This is a genomic window from Nocardia anaemiae NBRC 100462 (genome assembly GCF_001612725.1).
GTDB classification, from domain to species: domain Bacteria; phylum Actinomycetota; class Actinomycetes; order Mycobacteriales; family Mycobacteriaceae; genus Nocardia; species Nocardia anaemiae.
In genome coordinates, this window is the sequence record NZ_BDAZ01000070.1 from 1 (window position 1) to 18,934 (window position 18,934).

The 18,934-nt window shown below is 65.6% G+C and carries 7 protein-coding genes; 3 read left to right on the forward strand and 4 right to left on the reverse strand.

The features are described 5' to 3' along the window. Both NA5_RS41925 and NA5_RS32600 read right to left on the reverse strand, forming a co-directional pair. On the reverse strand, positions 1–189 hold a 189-nt coding region (locus NA5_RS41925), incomplete at its 3' end, for a hypothetical protein (RefSeq protein ID WP_218020207.1). Then, entirely contained in the window at positions 165–599 is a 435-nt protein-coding gene (locus NA5_RS32600; protein ID WP_062992872.1) for a hypothetical protein, read from the reverse strand. The genes NA5_RS32600 and NA5_RS41925, both read right to left, overlap by 25 nt. Positions 600–759: 160 nt before the next feature. Here NA5_RS32600 and NA5_RS32605 point away from each other — a divergent pair, with 160 nt between their 5' ends. From NA5_RS32605 to NA5_RS32615, 3 genes are all read left to right on the forward strand, one after another. Then, positions 760–1,653, forward strand: coding sequence for a helix-turn-helix domain-containing protein (locus NA5_RS32605; protein ID WP_062992873.1), 894 nt, complete (start codon positions 760–762; stop codon positions 1,651–1,653). Then, positions 1,650–1,853, forward strand: a complete 204-nt coding sequence (locus tag NA5_RS32610; RefSeq protein ID WP_062992874.1) for a DUF397 domain-containing protein — start codon at positions 1,650–1,652, stop codon at positions 1,851–1,853. Before NA5_RS32605 ends, NA5_RS32610 begins: the two co-directional genes overlap by 4 nt. A gap of 65 nt (positions 1,854–1,918) precedes the next feature. After that, complete coding sequence (locus NA5_RS32615) at positions 1,919–2,566, forward strand: Uma2 family endonuclease (protein WP_062992875.1); 648 nt, start codon at positions 1,919–1,921, stop codon at positions 2,564–2,566. A gap of 517 nt (positions 2,567–3,083) precedes the next feature. Here the strand turns inward: NA5_RS32615 and NA5_RS32620 are convergent. Both NA5_RS32620 and NA5_RS32625 read right to left on the reverse strand, forming a co-directional pair. Next, complete coding sequence (locus NA5_RS32620) at positions 3,084–4,199, reverse strand: hypothetical protein (RefSeq protein ID WP_157110764.1); 1,116 nt, start codon at positions 4,197–4,199, stop codon at positions 3,084–3,086. A gap of 360 nt (positions 4,200–4,559) precedes the next feature. Then, a complete protein-coding gene (locus NA5_RS32625; protein ID WP_062992877.1) occupies positions 4,560–18,878 on the reverse strand; it encodes a non-ribosomal peptide synthetase in 14,319 nt (4,772 codons plus the stop codon). Between the last annotated feature and the right edge of the window lie 56 nt (positions 18,879–18,934).

Genomic DNA, 18,934 nt, shown 5'->3' on the forward strand with positions numbered 1-18,934 from the left:
AATCGCATCCCACAACGCAGACAGCTCCGGAAACCGCTCTCGCATCTGCGCCAGATCCGGGGCCGAAGCCGCAGAGCACGAAAGCAAAGGTTGCTCGGACCCGTTGCGTACCAGCATCATTCGAATGTCGTGGTGGTCTATCCGCCACTCGGCCAGCCACCCGTCTACCTCGGTGCGACGCTCGCCCATGCCTCCCCCTGCCCGTACGGATCGCATGCCAGCGACTCGAGCCTGTCCAGCACCTCACGCAATGTCCCCACCGAGTGGCCGAAAGGCGGTAGCGCGTCGCTTTCGGGCGCTCTCGGGAAATCGATCCCTCTGGCGGCCGCGCGCTCACGCGGACTCATCGACTGCGGAATCAGCCGCCCGGCGAGTACCAGCGTCTGATACGCCGCCGATTTCCACACGCACCGATTGATTCGGCATGCGCGATGCCGCTGCCACAGCTCGTGCGCCAGCGCCACGTCCACGGCATCACACAGCGGTGGCACGGTGACGAGTACCGGGCGCGATTGCTTCGCACTCTCGATTTCCCGAGCTCGAATACCTTCGTAGCCAGGGCGTTTCGTGTTGTTGATGCTTCCGTGTCGCTCGACCATGTGGTTATGTTGCTCCCCTACACGGCACCGCCGAGTCTTGAACGGACAGTCCGATTGAAATCGTCCGTACCCGCAGTATCCGGACCGATTACATCTGGAGTTACGTCCGAACCGGACCGGAACCTGGGCCGTTTCGGACTAAGCAGGGGAAGGGGAACCAATGCCGAGGGATGATCAGCCGGACTCGACGCTGCCGCGTCGACAACTGGGGCGAGCACTTCGTGATGCGCGCGAGGGTGCCGGGTTCACGCTCGAGCAGGCCGCGCGCGAGATGGAGATGGGCAAGACCTCGGTAATCCGAATCGAGAAGGGACACAACGACAAAGTCAAGCAGCGTGACGTAGACGGATTCGGCCGCCTGTACGGCCTCAGCGATCAACGGATCGACGAATTGAAAACCCTTGCGCAGCAGATGGCGACGAAATCGTGGTGGCAAGCAGACCGCCATCTGATTCGGCCGGGGTATGGAACATATCTTGGACTCGAATCCGGTGCGTCACAACTGTTCTCGTATCAGCCGTTAATCGTGCCGGGACTGTTGCAGATCGCCGACTACGCGAGAGCTATCGAGCAACCATATCGCCCGACCGATACATCGGAAGATCTCGAACGTCGTGTCAGTGTGCGATTGAAACGGTCGGCTATTTTGACTCGGCAGCGCAACCCAATCCCGGCCGAGTTCATCATTCATGAGAGCGTCTTGCACACGCTTGTCGGATCGCGCACCGTCATGGCCAACGAATGCCGACACATGGCGGATATGAGCACTCGGAACAACGTCACATTGCGAATACTGCCGTCCACGGCCGGTTTTCCGGCTGCGGGGGTTCCTGTGCAGCCATATACCATCCTGGACTTCCCGGCATCCGGCCGAGGTTTTGACACGGAGCCACCCGTCGTCTATTGCGAAAACACCACCGGCTCAATGTGCTTCGAGGACGATGCCGACGTGCGGCAATTCCGGGACATTCACGAAGTGCTCAAGCGTGCCACACTGGACGAGCAAGCATCGAGGGACCTGCTCAGACAGGTAGCAAGGAGATACGACCCGTGACCATCAACCTGACCGGCGCCCAGTGGTTCAAGTCGTCGCGCAGCGGTTCGGCCGACAACTGCGTCGAAGTCGCCTGGCTCGAAGCCGGTCACGTCGGAATCCGCGACTCCAAAAACCCCACCGGCCCCGCACTCATCTTCACCCCAGCCGAGTGGGACGCCTTCACGACCGGAGTGCACTACGGCAAGTTCAACACATAACAGCTTCCGTCGAACGAAAGCCCTCGCTGAACGCGGGAACTACCGGCGACGGAAGGCTGACGACCATGGCGACACCAGACAGAAGCTGGCACTGGCTGCATGAGGCCGCCCGCATGCTGCCGGTGACGCTGGAGAGCTACCTCGATATCCCGGAGGAGTTGTCGAGGCGGATCGAGGTCATCGACGGCATGGTCGTGACCTGCGCATCGCCGACAGAGAATCATCAGGGTCTTGCACAAGCTTTTATCGCCGCCCTGCAGGAAGCCGCGAAGAAACATGACACTCGGCGCGGCAGCTGCCATCGCGTGCGAGGTCAACTCGACATGCTTCTCACCGAGGTTCCGTTCAGCTACCGCAGACCCGATGCCCTGGTTTACCGCTGGCTACCGGAAGATCGGCGCGGCAAGTGGCGCAACAAACCGTACGCGATGGACGTGGTGATCGCCGTGGAGATCGTCTCGCCCAACACTCGCACCGTCGATCGATCGACCAAACGGATCGAATATGCCGAGGCGGGCATCCCCCACTACTGGATCGTGGAGATGGCCCAGAACGACGGCCCCGCCTTCGCGGTCGAACGCCTGCGCCTGCAAGCCGAACGCCGTTACGGCAGTGAAGGAACCACGTACCGCGGCAAGGACCTCCTGGCCGTAGACGTAGCCGACCCCTTCGACATCAAGATCTCCTGGGACCAACTCGACGCCTGGATGTAGTTATCCCGCAACGCGCCATGACCCGTGCGCCTGGACAACTGATCACGTGGAAACCATGGCGGCAAACCGCGAGAAGCCCCGCCACCATGTCCACCTGATCTCGAGCCCAGCCGAGTGGGAGACCTCAACCACCGGCATAAGGCTGGCGAATTCAGGCCACCCGCATAGCCTCCTGGACAACCGATTGCCATGCATCCCTGCAAGCAAACGTCGAGAAGCCCTCTCCACCAATACATTCTCGAGAACGCAACCACAGCCAGTCGACCACGCTGGAAGCCGGAGGCCTGCCCACCTGACTGCGAAAGGTAAGCCGGGTACGGCACCCAACGCCCCCAGCACTACACCGGCCAAACCACCGACCGCCAAACCATCTGGGCACAGCGAACCCTGAAAGTCGATGCAGTACAACAGGACCCACCGCAGACCAACCAACCCGAACGCAACCCACACACCCCCGCGCAATCCGAAAGCGACGCATACGTGAAACTGATCGCCGCAGAGTTCCAGTACGCGGCGCTCAGGCTGTTGGTCGTCGCCGACGGGCGCCGACGGCGCGCGTTCGCGGCGGACCGTCCATCGCGCGCAGCGCTGCTTCGGCCCGGACCCGGTCGCGTTCACGCGGGTCTTCGATGCTGTTGATCATCTCCAACTGGATGGCGAGGCTCAGCGCGTCTTTGGTGCGGTTGGACACGATCAACGACACGCCGCCCAGGGCGCCGCCGGTGAGCGCGGTGTAGATGGTGCCGACTTCCGGCACCAGACCGAAGGCGCCCAGCACCACCGAGACCACGAACGTCGTCACCGAGAGCAAGGCCAGCAATTGCCCCGCCCACAGGGTGCGGCGCAGGTTGGTGTTGGCGATCTCGACGAGTTCGGAACGCGACACCGTCGACATCGCCGCGCCGATGGCGGGTACCGCAGCGGCAGCGACAGCGGCAATTTGCACGCCGGGTTCGTTGCCTCCTGCACTGGCCGTGGCCAGCAGGATCATGCTCACACTCATACCAATTCCCATCAGGACAACTCGTGCGTCAACGGAGGGTTCGGGATGCGGCAGCCGCATCGGCCGCGAATCGCGTTCGGGGCTTGTCGGATTCGTATGCGACGCGGCGATCGGCGTAGCAACGGAGTCGTCCGCGAGGTGCCGGGCCGTTATCCGTGCGATCGCGGCGTCCCGAGCCGACGCCTGTATCTGCGCGATCGTTGCGTCGTAGTCGGAGAATGCAGCCTCGATCGCTGCTCCCAAGGCAGTCCCCGGTGCCCGCGTTTCGGCGTTCCGCAGCCGTGATTCCAGCACGGCGAAGATGGTGATTCGCCGCCCCGACAGCCGGACGGTGTGCTCGGCCGTACTCCTGGCCACCTCGAGGGTCTGCAACGTCTGCTCGAGGCTCTCGATCTCGACGCGAATCGGTAGCGACTGGCGCATGAAACCCTCATGCGCTTGGCGGTATTGGCCCGCCTCGTCCTTGTCGCCTCGCGTGACCGCCGCTTCGGCCTGTTCGTTCGCGATGCGGATACATGCGGCGAGCTTGTCCGCCTCGTCCCGCTTCAGGTCGAGCCAGCCCTCGATGTGACATTGATCTTCGATGAGCATCGAGGTCTGTTGGCTTAACACCTCGGCCTGACGTCGCAACTCCGCGATCGCCTCCTGGATCCCGACGATCGGGTCGTCGGAATGGTCTGCCGACCGGCGGCCGAAGCGCAGAGCACTCGCCAGGCGAGCGTGGACTCCACTCGGCGAACCCCCGCCGTCATTGCGTGCCGATCGCTGTCGAATATTCGCGCCCCCTCGTCGACATCATTGTTCCCGAGATGTGTTGCCGTCTCCCATATATGGTAACGAAGCGAAATTCATCGGTAGCTGCGTTGTCGAGCCACACATCGTCAAAATCTGCTCGAAAATCGCGCCAGGATTCATCAGGAAAGCCAGCGTCCGGCGTGACCCGGACCTCGCAGATCCACGCCGCGGACTGAGCAGTCTCAATGAAATCTTTCAGTCATCAGTCTCCGGTGGAGTTTCGTGCCACACCTCCGTCAACACCTTGCCGATTTCGGCGAGTCCGGGGGCGGCGGTCATCTGCCAGTGGGTGGTCGGTACGGCACGGTTGTCGACCGTGCCGTCGACCACCGAGGCCCAGATCGACGCACCGATCGACCCGGTGGGGTCGTCCGAAGCCGCGGTGAAGTAGATGACGTCGCCGTGGAATCGAACCGGCTGATAGGAATTGCGCAGCACCACCGAATGCACGGCCGTATCGAGCACCCGGGTGAACCGGTCGGAGCCGAAGGAGGCGAACGGCTCCGGCAGCTCGACCAGTCGCTCAGCGAGTTGGGCCAAGTCCAGATCCTCGGCGAAGCCCAGGTCACCGGCCTGTTCACCGAGCAGGCCACCAATCAGCTCGGCGACCGGCACGGGTGAGCCACCGCCCTGCGCGCGTTCGTCGGGCGGATCGGCCATATAACTGTCCATCACCGCGAGTGTGGCCACCCGCTGTCCGGCCCGCTGCAACTGCACCGCGATCTCATGCGCGAAGACACCGCCCATCGACCAGCCGATCAGGTGATACGGCCCCTTCGGCTGGACCGAGCGGATCGCGTCGACATAGATCGCGGCCCACTCCTCGATCGTGTCCGGCAGCACCGCCGGTGCGGCCAGGGTCGGCGCTTGGATGCCGTAGATCGGCCGGTCGGAATCGAGGTAGGCCGCCAGACCCGCGAACGACCATGCGATCCCGGACACCGGATGGATGCAGAACAGCGGATCGGCGGTACCCGTCGCACGCAGCGGCAGCACCACATCGAAGGCCGCCTCGCCCTCGACCTGCCCACCCGCCCGGCGGGCCAGCTCGGCCAAGAAGTCCGCCGGGGTCGGCGCGGTGAAGATCCGCATCACCGGAATCTTCTCGCCGAGAAGCGAACTCAGCCGCGCGGTCAGCTTCGTGGCGATCAGCGAATTGCCGCCGCGCTCGAAGAAGTTGTCATCCATACCGAATCGGTCGAGATCGAGCACCTCCGCGAAGGCGGCGGCTACGGTCTCCTCGATCGGCGTCGCCGGTGCCCGGTACTGCCGTGCCTCGTATGCGGGTTCGGGCAGTGCGCGCCGGTCCAGCTTGCCGTTCGGCGTCAGCGGCATGACATCGAGCACCACGATGGCGGCGGGAACCATATAGCCGGTGAGGAATTCGGCCACCTGGACGCGCAATTCATCCGGATCGATGCTGGCACCGGCCGCGGGCACCACATAACCCACGAGCTGATCACCGAGACGTTCGCTCGAGCGGACCAGCACCACCGCCTGACTCACGCCGGGACAGCGCAGTAGCGCCGATTCGATCTCACCGAGTTCGATTCGGAAGCCGCGCAACTGAACTTGCTGATCACTGCGCCCGGCGTAGGCGAGTCCGGAATGGCCCCAACGTCCGAGGTCACCGGTGCGGTACATGCGAGATCCGGGCGCGCCGAAGGGGTTCGCGACGAAACGCGCCGCCGCCAGTCCAGGCCTGCCGAGGTAACCCCTGGACAGCTGAGCTCCGGCCACATAGATCTCACCTGGTGTCCCGACCGGCACCGGATGCAAGCGCTCGTCGAGCACATAGCCGTCCAGGCCGGGCAGCGCACGCCCGATCAGGCTGTCCGGACTGTCCGCGATCTGCTTGTCCAGCGCCAGGAACGACACGTGCACCGTAGTTTCGGTGATCCCGTACATATTCACCAGCCGCGGCGCATCCACGTCATGACGCTCGTACCAGCGCCGCAACTGCCGCAGGTCCAATGCCTCGCCACCGAATACGACATGCCGCAGCGCGAATTCGCGGTCCCCATTCGCCGCCCGATCGGCCTCGATGAGCTGATAGAACGCCGACGGAGTCTGGTTCAGCACCGTCACCTGTTCGCGAATCAGCAGCTCGCGGAACAATTCCGGTGCCCGTGAGGTCGCATAGTCGACAACGACCACCGCACCACCGGTCGCCAACGCACACCACAGCTCCCAAACCGAGAAGTCGAAGGCGAAGGAGTGGAACAGCGTCCACACATCGGTCTCGTCGAAACCGAACAGCGGCTGGGTATTCGCGCACAACTCGACCACATTGCGATGCGCCACACCAACGCCCTTCGGCACACCCGTCGACCCCGAGGTGTAGATGACGTAGGCGAGATGGTCGGGCAAAAGCGGTGCGATGCGATCGGCATCGCTGACCGGGCGATCGTCGAATTCCGTTGTCGCTTCGAGCAATATCACCGGCAACTCACCGACCGGCACGTCAGCTCGCTGTTCCGCCGTGGTGAGCACACAGACCGGCACGGCATCCGACAGCACGAAGGCCAGCCGCTGCGCCGGATAGGTGATATCGATCGGCAGATACGCCGCCCCCGCGGTGAGCACACCCAGCAACGCGACCGGCAGCTCTTCGGTACGCGGAACCGCAACGGCCACCAGCGACTCCGGACCGGCGCCTGCGGCGATCAGCGCCCTGGCCACCCGATTCGCCCGCCGCCGCAGCTCCGCGAAGCTCAGTGCGGTATCGCCGAAGCGGACCGCCACCGCATCCGGCCTGCGCCGAGCCTGATCGGCGATCAGTTCGGGCAGTGTCGCGGCGGGCACCCACGCACCGCGCGAATTCCACTCGCGCAGCACCCTGGTGCGTTCGTTCGATCCGAGCAATTCGATATCGCCGACGATCACCGCGGCATCGGCGACGACCGCGCTGAGAATGCGGGCGAACCGATCGGCGAAGCCCTGTACCGTCACCGCGTCGAACAGGTCTGTCGCATAGGTGAATTCGGCCTGCACGCCCTGGGTCTCACCGCGCGGACCGATCCGCTCGTTCAGCGAAAGCCGCAGGTCAATCGTGAACGGATCTGTTGTGTGGTGACCCATGGCGACCTGGAACAGCGGATGCCTGCCGGTCATCTGAACCGGATCGAGTAGCTCGACGAGTTGTGCGAACGGCACATCGGCGTGCGCGAATGCGGCGGCATCGGCCGCTACGACCGAGGCGAGCAGGTCATCGAAGGTCACACCCGGGCTGTATTCGGTGCGCAGAACCACGGTGTTGTCGAATGTTGTCCCGGAGATCCCGGCCGCGTCGGTCGGACCGACCGCGGCGACCAGTTCACCGAAGGTCGCCCCCGAGGCCGGTGCGCCGATGGCTATATCGGTCGTGCCGGACAACCGCGCCAACAGCACCGCGAATGCCGCATGCGCCACCACGAATATCGAAGTATTCCTGGTCTCGGCAAGCCGACGCAGTTCGTGGTGCAGGTGCACACCGATCTTCAGCTCGACCTGCCCGCGCTCATAAGAGGGCACGGTCGAGCGCGGACGATCCATGGGCAGCGTCAACTCATCCGGCAGTCCCGCCAGCGTGGTGCGCCAGTATCGAACCTGGGTGAGTACGTCGGACTCCGCACTATCACGCACGGCCGCAACCGAATCCCCGTTGACGAAGGCACCGAGGACAGTGCGCAACCGCTGAGTCAGCGCCCGCGCCGCCGAATCCGCGACGGCATCGCCGCGATACAGCAACTCCACCCGCAGCTCGGCCCCGAGTTCGGCCCGGACGGTCACCGGATAGTGGGTGTAGTCGACCGAATTCACGCCGCCGACCACCAGCCCGTCGACGGCGCTGCCCGCCTGCCGCAGGCCATCGGCATCGATCGGATACGACTCGTAGGCGACCAGCGTGTCGAACAACTCGCTTCCGCCCGCGATCGCTTGGACATCGGCCAGCCCGAGATAGTGATGCTCCAGCAATGCGGCCTGTTCGGCCTGCAACTCGGTGAGCAACTGCGGAACCGTTGTCCGCGAATCGAATCGGACGCGCACCGGGATGGTGTTCACGAACAGGCCGACCATCGCGTCGACGCCGTCGAGCTGCGGTGGACGTCCCGAAACGGTGACGCCGAAGACGACATCGTCGCGCTCGGTGATACCGGCGACCACCACGCCCCACGCCGCCTGCAACACCGTATTGACGGTGACCTCGGTGGCCGCCGCGAACGACGTCAGCGCGGCCGTCTCGGTCGCCGACAGTTCGAATACCGATCTGCCGAATCCATTGTCCGCCACCGTGGGTCGCACCAGCGCGGGCGCGAGCAGGGTCGGCGCGACCTCGGCCAACGCGGTTTGCCACGCGCGCAGAGTGGCTTCGCGGTCCTGGCGCGACAGCCACGCCAGATAGTCGCGATACGGCCGCGCGGCGGGCAGCAGCGCGGTATCGCTCCTGGTCGCGTACAGGATCAGCAGATCCTTCATCAGCAGCGGCATGGACCAGCCGTCGAGCAGGATGTGATGCGCGGTCAGCACCAGGTGCGTGCCACCGGATACGGTGCGGTACACCGTGAATCGCAGCAGCGGCGCGAGCGCGGCGTCGAATCCGGTGCGCTGGTCGGCGGTGAGCAGTTCGGGCAGGTCGGCATCGGGCACCTCGCTGACAACACGCCACGGCACATGAACACCGTCGGCGATGAGCTGCACCGGTTTGCCGTTCGCGCCGAAAGTGAAGGCGCTGCGCAGATTCGCATGCCGGTCCAGCACCGCCTGTGCGGCGCGGCGCAGGCGGTCGAGTTCGAATTCCCCGGAGAGTTCGACAGCGACCTGAATGACGTAGGGATCGACCGACTCCGCCAGCATTTCCATCAGGAACAGCAGGCCGGTTTGCAGCGGCGACAGCGGCAGTACGTCGACCAGGCCCGGGTAGTTCGCGCGCCAGGTGTCGAGTTCGTGCTGGGTGGTCGACACGAGCGGCACGTCCGACGGGGTGAGGCCACCGGCGTTCGGGTCGGCCACGTGCCGTGCCACCGCTGTCAGCGCGGTGAGCCAGTCGTCGGCCAGTTCCCGCACCGACGCCGCGTCCAGGATTTCACCGGCGTACTTGAACACCACGTCCATGCGCGGTCCGGTATCGGTATCGACGACGATCGCATTGATATCGACCACGGCCGATGCGGGCAGTGCCGGATCCTGGCCGTCCTCGAGGTCACCAAGATCGCCGGACGGGAGCCAGGCCGGATCGGTCAGCTCCGCTGCACCGCCAGTAGACACCCGGCCCAGATAGTTGAAGCCGATCTGTCCGATATCACCGGTCAGATCCGAATTCCGTTGGCGCAGTAGCCCGAAGCCGATCCCCCGATCCGGAACCGCGAGCAATTGCTCCTTCACCGACCGCAGCACCGCCGCGGTCTCATCGGCAACGCCGGTCAGATCGAGCGCCACGGGGTACACGCTGGTGAACCAGCCGACAGTGCGGGTCAGATCGGCGCCGGGCACGGTCGCTTCCTCGCGACCGTGGCCCTCGAGTCGAATCCTGGTGACCGGCAGGTCGATACCGCGCCGCGTCCGCCAGGTGCGCACCGCCATGGCCAGCGCCGCGAGCAGACCGTCGTTGACGCCGCCCCGGTACAGCGCGGGCACCGTGGTCAGTACCGCATCGGCGACATCGACCGGTACCTCGACCGTCAACTGTCGCACCGTCGCGTGGGTATCGACGGCCGGATCGAGCGCACGCGAACCGAGCAAGGGATCGGGTGTGGCCAGCACAGTGCGCCAGTAGTCGAGTTCGGCCATCCGCGACGGCGAACCAGCCGCCTCGACAAGACCGTGCGCCCAACGCCGGAACGACGTTCCGACCGGCGGCAAGGCAATGGCCATCCCGGCGCAACGCTGCGCCCATGCGGTGATGAGGTCCGGGATCAGAATCCGCCACGACACCCCGTCGATCACATAGTGATGCGCCGCGACAATGAGCAGATCGCGTGCGTTCGACCTGCGCAGCCAACTGAACGCGACCATCCGGCCGGTAGCCGGATCCAATGTCGCAAGCGCGGAAGCCACAGCGGCATTGCCGATCCGGTTGAGCTCGGCCTCGTCGGGCACATCGACCTCGGACAACAACACGTCCAGGGTGCCGGGCGCGGCCACCTGCTGCCACCACCGGCCGTCGACCTGCCATACCCGCGCCCGCAACATGTCGTGGTGGTCGAGTATCGCGGTCAGCGTCGCGGCCAATCCGCTGCGATCGATATCCTCCGGCAGCGCGAGCACCAGGGTCTGCGCGAATCGGCCGAACGACCCGTTCTCGAGGAAACCAGCCAGCACCGGCGTGAGCGGGACATCGCCGACCCCGCCACCGGGCAACTCGGCCAGCACGACCGGCGCGGGATCCGTACCGAGCACCGCGACCCGCGCCAATCCCGCGACGGTCTTCTGCTCGAAGACATCGCGCGGGGTGAAGCCGATTCCGGCCGCCTTGGCCCGCGAAACCAACTGGATCGAGACGATGCTGTCGCCGCCGATGGCGAAGAAGGAGTCATCGGCTCCGACCTGCCGTACGCCGAGCACCTGCGCGAACAGCTCCGCGATCCGGGATTCCAGCGGGCTGGACGGTGCCCGCGAGACCGTGGCGGTGAACTGCGGTTCGGGCAGCGCCTTGCGGTCGAGCTTGCCGTTGCTGGTCAGCGGCACCGCATCGAGGATGACGACGGCCGAGGGCACCATATGCGAAGGCAGTACCCGCGCCGCGAATTCGGTGAGTCGGTCCGGGTCGACGATGCGGTCGGCCACCGGAAGCACATACGACACCAGTACCGTTGCGCCAGCGGCGGTTTCGCGACCGAGCGTGACCGCGAATGCGACATCCTCGTGGCCGCCCAGCACCGTGTCGATCTCCCCGAGTTCGACACGGAAGCCACGCACCTTCACCTGGAAGTCGCTGCGCCCCAGATAATCCAGCTCCCACTGCCCCGCCGGAGTCGCGTACCAGCGGACCAGGTCACCGGTGCGGTACATCCGGGCACCCGGCGCACCCCACGGGTTGGCGACGAAACGTTCCGCGGACAGTCCGGCTCGATTGCGATAGCCGCGGGCGAGTGCGCCGCCCGCCAGATAGAGCTCACCCATCACCCCTGGCGGTACCGGGTTCAGCCTGGTGTCCAGCACCAAGGCGGACATGCCACGTACCGGACTGCCGATCGTAATGCGCTGTCCCGCAGTCAATTCCGCATAGGACGAGATAATGGTGGTCTCGGTCGGGCCGTAGCCGTTGTAATACCTGCGGCCGGGCTGCCACTTGGCCAGCAGTTCCGGTGTGGTGACATCGCCACCGACGGAGAGCATTTCGAGGTGTTCGAGTCCGGTCGGATCGACCGTGCCCAGGACCGCCGGTGTGATGATCGCGTGCGTCACCTGCTCGTTGCGCAGCAGGTCACCCAGTTCGTGCCCGCCCGCAACCGTTGACGGCACGATCACCAGCGTCGCGCCGACCGAGAAGGCGCACAGCCATTCCAGCACCGACGGGTCGAAGCTCGGCGCGCAGATATGCAGGAAGCGGCGGTTGGGCGCCAAACGGTAGAGCTCGATCGCGTGTTCCAGTAGGCCGCCGAGTCCGGCGTGGGTCACCGTGACACCCTTGGGCATACCGGTCGAACCCGAGGTGTAGATGACGTAGGCCGGATTGTGCAGGCGCAGTGGGGTGATCCGGTCCACGTCGGTGATCGGTGCGGCGGATCGGTTGGCGCACAATGCCTCCGTCGCGCGATCGCCGAGCGCGAGCCACGGCACGTCATCGGGGAGGGCACCGAGGTGTTCGACCGAGGTCAGTCCGATGACCGCGGCCGAGTCGGTCAGCAGGTACCGGATCCGTTCCAGCGGATGGGTTGGATCGATCGGCACATGTGCGCCACCGGCCTTCGCGACGGCCAGCACGGCGGCAACCATCTCGTAGGAGCGCGGAAATGCCAGCGCGACAAGCGTTTCCGGGCCGACGCCGCGCTCGATCAGCACCCTGGCCAACCGCGACGAGTACCGATCGAGTTCGCGGTAGCTGATCGAGCGGCCCGCGTACCGGATCGCGACCCGGTCCGCCCCCAGGCGCAACCCGCGCAACAGCAGATCGGGCAGCAGCCCACCCGCCATCACATGATCCGGCTGCACCCTGGTCAGGAATTCGACCTCGGATTCGGCCATCAGCGGCAGATCACCCACCGGTGTCTGCGCGTTCGCGACGATCGCGGTGAGCAGCCGCACGAACCGATCCGCGAATACCCGCACCGTTTCGCCGTCGAAGAGGTCCCGCGCATAGGTGAACGCGGCGAACATGCCCGAACTCGACTCGCGAACCGCCAGCGACAGATCGAATTTCTCTATAACGAGATCGAAATCCACTGGGGCGACCCGCAACCCGGGCAGCTCGAAGGAATTGTCCGGCAGATTCTCGAACGTAAGCGCCACCTGGAACAGCGGATGCCGTGCCGTGGACCGTTCCGGTTCGAGTAGATCCACCAAGCGCTCGAACGGAATATCCGCGTGCGCGAAGGCCTGTAGATCCACATCCTTGGCATGAGCAAGCAGGTCGGCGAAGGTGCTGGCGCCGGATACCTCGGTGCGCAGCACGAGCGTATTCACGAACATGCCGATGACATCGTCGAGTTCGGCCTCACCACGCCCGGCGACCGGCGTGCCGATGGCGATATCGTCGGTGCCCGACAGGCGCGCCAGCAGTACCGCGAGCGCGGCGTGCAGCACCATGAACAGGGTGGCATTGTGCTCGCGGGCCAATCGCACCAGCGCCGCGTGCAACTGCGCATCGATCGGAATATCGCACCGGCCGCCGACGAACGAGGGGACCGCGGGCCGAATCCGATCCGAGGGCAGGTTCAGCTCATCCGGCAGCTCGGCCAGGGCCTGCCGCCAATACGATACCTGTTGTCCAGCAAGCGAATCCGGATCCGATTCCGAGCCGAGAACGGCCCGCTGCCACAGCGCGAAGTCGGCGTACTGCACTGGCAATGGCGTCCACGTGGGAGTGGATCCGCCGGTGCGCGCGATATAGGCCTGCATCAGATCGCGGGTCAGCGGACCCATGGACCAGCCGTCGGCGCTGATGTGATGGGCCACCAGCACCAGCACGTATTCGCCTTCGCAGCGCAGCAATTCCGCGCGTACCGGCACTTCGGCGGTGACATCGAAACCCGCACCGACCAGCTCCACGATTCGATCCCGCAGCTCATCGGCAGCGACATCCACCGCGATCAGATCCGGAACCGCCTGTCCCACAGGCAGAATCACCTGGTACGCGATACCGCCGCGAGACGGATACACGGTGCGCAGCACCTCATGCCTGGCCACCACATCGGCGACCGCCGACCGCAGCGCATCGATATCCAGCGCACCGGTCAGTCGCACCGCGACCGGCACGTTGTAAGCGGCCGATTCGGTATCGAACTGGTTCAGGAACCACATTCGCTGCTGTGCCAGCGACAACGGCACCCGGTCCGGCCGCATCCCCGCGGTCAATCGCAGCCGTCGACCGGAGCCGACCCGCTGCTCCACTCGAACCGCCAGTGCCGCGACGGTGGTCGCCTCGAACAACACCCGCACCGGCACCTGCGTATCGAGCGCGGCCCCCAGCCGCGCCGCCACCTGGGTGGCGATCAGCGAATTGCCGCCGAGTGCGAAGAAGTCGTCATCGATCCCGACCCGATCCACCCCGAGCACATCGGCGAACACCCCGGCGACGATCTCCTCGATCGGCGTCGAGGGCGCACGGAAGACCTGGGTCTCGAACTCCGGTGCGGGCAGAGCCTTTCGATCCAGCTTGCCGTTGGCATTGCGCGGCAGCGCGGGCAGCACCACGTAGGCGTCGGGCACCATATAGGAGGGCAGCACGTGGGCCAGCGCCGACTTCACCTGTGCCGCATCGATATCGACGCCCACCAGATACGCGACGATCCGATCACCGGTGCGCTGATCGACATCGGCGATTACCGCGGCCTGCGCGACCTCCGGCAGCGCGACCAAGGCCGCCTCGATCTCCCCCAGCTCGATCCGGAACCCACGGATCTTCACCTGGAAGTCGGTGCGACCGCGATACTCCAACTCACCCGCGGCATTCCAGGCCACCAGATCACCCGTGCGGTACATCCGAGCACCCGACTCGAACGGATTCGCGACGAACCGCTCCGCCGTCAGATCGACCCGCCCGAAGTAGCCGCGCGCCAATTGCGCACCGGCCAAATACAATTCACCGGAAACACCCACCGGCACCGGACGCAACCGCGAATCCAGCACATAGACGCGGCTGTTCCACTCCGGAGCGCCGATCGATACCGAGGCCGTATCCGCGTCGGTCACCCGATGGTTGGTGACCGAGACCGCCGCCTCGGTCGGCCCGTAGAGATTGAACAGTTCCTTCTGCGGATAGATCTCCCGGAAGCGCTGTGCCAGTCCCGCGGGCAGCGCCTCACCGATCACCAGCACCCGCCGCAAGGTGAACGGCAGCCGACCGGTCAACAGCGCGTCCAGCATCGACGGCACCACATGCAGCGTCGTCACCGACTCGCGTGCCATCAGATCGTTCAGGTAGGCCGGATCGCGATGCCCGTCCGGGTGGGCCAGTATCAATCGCCCGCCGAATACGGCCGCCGACCAGAACTCCCACACCGAAAGATCGAAGGTCGCGGCGGTCTTCAACAACACCGCATCGCCTGGTCCGAGCGCGAATTCGATTGTCTTCCACAGTAATTGGTTGACAATCGCGGCATGCGATACCGCGACGCCCTTGGGTCGACCCGTCGAACCCGACGTGAAGATCACATACGCGGTATTCGCCGCACGCAGCGGCCGCACCCGCTCATCATCGCGGATCGGCCCCTCTGGAAGCCGCCCGAGATCGAGCCGGTCCAGTCGTACCACCGGTGCCAGCTCGGTTTCGAAACCCGCTGCCGCATTGGTCAATACGCAGACCGGTGCCGCGGTACCCAGAATGTAGTCGGTCCGCGCCGCGGCCTGGTCCGGATCCACCGGCACATACGCGGCACCGGCCTTGGCCACCGCGTACATCGCGACAACCAGATCCACCGACCTCCGGAAGGCGAGCACCACCCGCGCCTCCGGCCCCACACCCCGCGAAATCAGGTGCCGTGCCAGCCGGTTCACCCGGGCATCGAGCTCGGCATAGGTCACCGGTTCGCCGTCCGCGCCCATCAGCGCCACCCCGCCCGGTGTCGCGGCCACGGTCGCATCCAAAAGCGATACCAGCGTTGCCGTCGCATCCACCGCATGGTCGGTCGCATTGCGGCCGGATACCAGCTCGGCCCGTTCGGCGGCGTCGAGCAATCGCAGGTCACCGACGATGGTGCCCGGTGCGGCGGCGATCTCGCCGAGCAGGCGCGCGAACCGAGCTACGAAGCCCCGCACTGTCGAATCGTCGAACAGGTCGTGCGCATAGGTGACGGCACCGTGGATACCCGCGGGCCGACCCGTCTGGTCGTACTGATCGCCGATGATCCAGTGCAGATCGAACTGCGAGACCGCGGCATCGAAGTCGACAGCCGATACGGTCAGTCCGGGCAGCTCCAGAGTCGTCGCGGCCAGATTCTGGAACGACAATCCCACCTGGAACAACGGGTGCCGTGCGGTCGAGCGAACCGGATTCAGCACCTCGACGAGTCGTTCGAACGGCACATCGGCGTTGGCGAAGGCCCCGAGATCCGTCTCGCGCTGCCGCGCGAGCAATTCGGTGAACGGCGCGGATTCATCGACCCGGGTCCGGAACACCAGGGTATTGACGAACATGCCGATCAGTTCGTCCAGCGCCGCCTCACCACGACCGGCCATGGGTGTGCCGACGGCTAGGTCATCGGTGCCCGCCAACCGGGCCAGCAGTACGGCCAAGGCCGCGTGCACGACCATGAACAGCGTCGCACCCTCGGCACGCGCCAATTCCACCAGCGCCCGATGGGTTTCGGCATCGATATGCACCGCAACCTTGCCACCGGCGAAGGACTGCACCGGCGGCCGCGGCCGATCCGTCGGCAGCTCCAGCTGGTCGGGCAGTTCGGCGAGTGCGTCGCGCCAGTAGGCGATCTGTCCGGCCGCCAACGACTGCGGATCGTCCTCACTGCCCAGCAGCTCACGCTGCCAGATGCTGTAGTCCGCGTACTGCACCGGCAGCGGTGCCCAGCCCGGCGCGGAACCGGCCGACCGAGCGGCGTAGGCGGTCATCAGATCACGTGTCAACGGACCCATCGAGGTGCCGTCACCGGCGATATGGTGTACCACCAACGCCAATACGAATTCGGCAGGCTCGTCCTCGACCTCGAACAAGCCGACTCGCAGCGGCACCTCGGCGGTGACATCGAATGTGGTCGAAAGCAGTTCGCGCACAGCGGATTCGAGCTGATCGGCCGCGACCGTCTCGACCGTCAGCTCGGGCGCCGATTCATCCGCGGGCAATATCAGCTGCACCGGACCGGCGTCGGTGTCGGGATACACCGTGCGCAGAACCTCGTGTCGCGCAACCAGATCCGCGACCGCCGCCCGCAGCGCGGCCACATCCAGCGCACCGCTCAACCGCACCGCGGCCGGAATGTTGTAGGCCGCCGATGCGGGATCGAACCGGTTCAGGAACCACATCCGCTGCTGGGCAAGCGACAGCGGAATCGCCTCCGGGCGCGGACCGGCAACCAATGCCTTGCGGTCACCCGCCCCCGCATGTTGCGCCACCGCGGCGGCCAGTCCGGCGACGGTCGGCGTCTCGAAGAGCAGACGCACCGGAATTCTGGCATCGAGCACCGCACCGAGGCGCGCCATCAGCTGGGTGCCGATAAGCGAATTGCCACCGAGTGCGAAGAAGTCGTCATCGGCGCCGACCGGCACCTCGAGGGCGAGGACCTCGGCGAAGAGTTCGGCGACTACCGGCTCGATGGCACCCGATGGGGGGCGGAAAGTCTTGGTGCGCAACTGCGGCGCGGGCAGTGCCCGCCGATCCAACTTGCCGACCGGGGTCAGCGGGATCTCGTCGAGCACCATAATCGCGCTGGGCACCATATGGGCTGGCAGTTTGCTCGCGGCCAACTCGGTCAGTTCCGCCGTATCGATGGTGACACCATCGACTGCACGCACATACGACACCAGAATCGTTGCGCCACTGACCTGTTCGTGACCGATGGTGACCACGAAATCGACGCCGTCATGTGCGGCGAGCACCGCATCGATCTCGCCGAGTTCGATGCGGAAACCACGGATCTTCACCTGGAAATCATTGCGCCCCAGGTATTCCAGCTCTCGCTCGGCCGTCCAGCGCACCAGATCGCCGGTGCGGTAGAGCCGCGAACCGGGCTCGCCGAACGGATCGGCCACGAACCGAGCGGCGGTCAGTCCCGGCCGGTCGTGATAGCCGCGCGCCACCTGCGCGCCGGAAATATAGAGTTCGCCGACGACCCGGCCCGGCACCGGCGCGAGCTCCTCATCCAGCACATATTCGGTGATCCCGCGGATCGGCCCACCGATGGTCACCGGTTCGCCCGGTACCAGCGGTGCGCTGATATTCGTCATGATCGTGGTCTCGGTCGGGCCGTAGCCATTGAAGAATTCCCGGGTCCGGCCATCAGCGATCGGCGATACCCAGCGCCGCACCAACTCCGGCGGGCAGGCCTCACCGCCCGCGACCACGACGCGCAGCTCGTCCAGCCCGTCGGTGGGCAGCGAGGCGAGCGCGGCCGGGGTGATGAATGCGTGCGTCACCCGCTCCCGGCGCAGCAGTGCGGCCAGTTCCGCGCCGCCGTACACCGTCGGCGCGGCGACGACCATGGTCGCGCCCCGACTCAGCGCGAGCAGCAATTCCAATACCGACGCGTCGAACGAGGGCGAGGCGAAATGCAATGTGCGCGAATCGGAGCTGAGTGTGTAGCGTTCGCGCTGCTCATCACAGAAATTCGAGAGCCCGGCCTGGGTGACGACCACACCCTTGGGCGCTCCGGTCGATCCGGAGGTGTAGATGACATAGGCCGGATGCTCGGCACGCAATTGCCGGGTCCGATCCGCGTAGGTGATCGGTTCCGCCGAATATGCCGCGATATCCGGGTTATCGATGGCGAGCCAGTCCGGACCGTCGGGCAGATCCACCGCCGCGACGCCAAGGCCCAGCTCCGCAACGGTAAGACCCAATGCCGCACCGGAATCCGACAGCATGTGGGCGATGCGACCGGCGGGATAGTTCGGATCGACGGGCACGAATCCGGCACCGGCCTTGGCGATCGCCCACACCGCGACAACCGATTCCACCGATCGCGGAATACCGACCGCGACCAAATCCTCCGGGCCGATACCGCGTTCGATCAGCAAGCGCGCCAAGCGGTTCGACCGATCATCGAGCTCGGCATAACTCAGCTGCGCCAATGTCATCGTCGCATCCGCCAACACGACCGCGGATCCGGCCGGATTGGCCTCCACGGCCGTGGTGAGCAATTGCGGCAGGGTCTTGATCCGCGGGCCTCGAGTCCGGTTGGGCCGCTCGCGATTCGGGCGCGTCATGCGCCGAGCCCCTGTCGCGCACCGCGCGCGAACGCCAACACACCTTCGAACAAGCC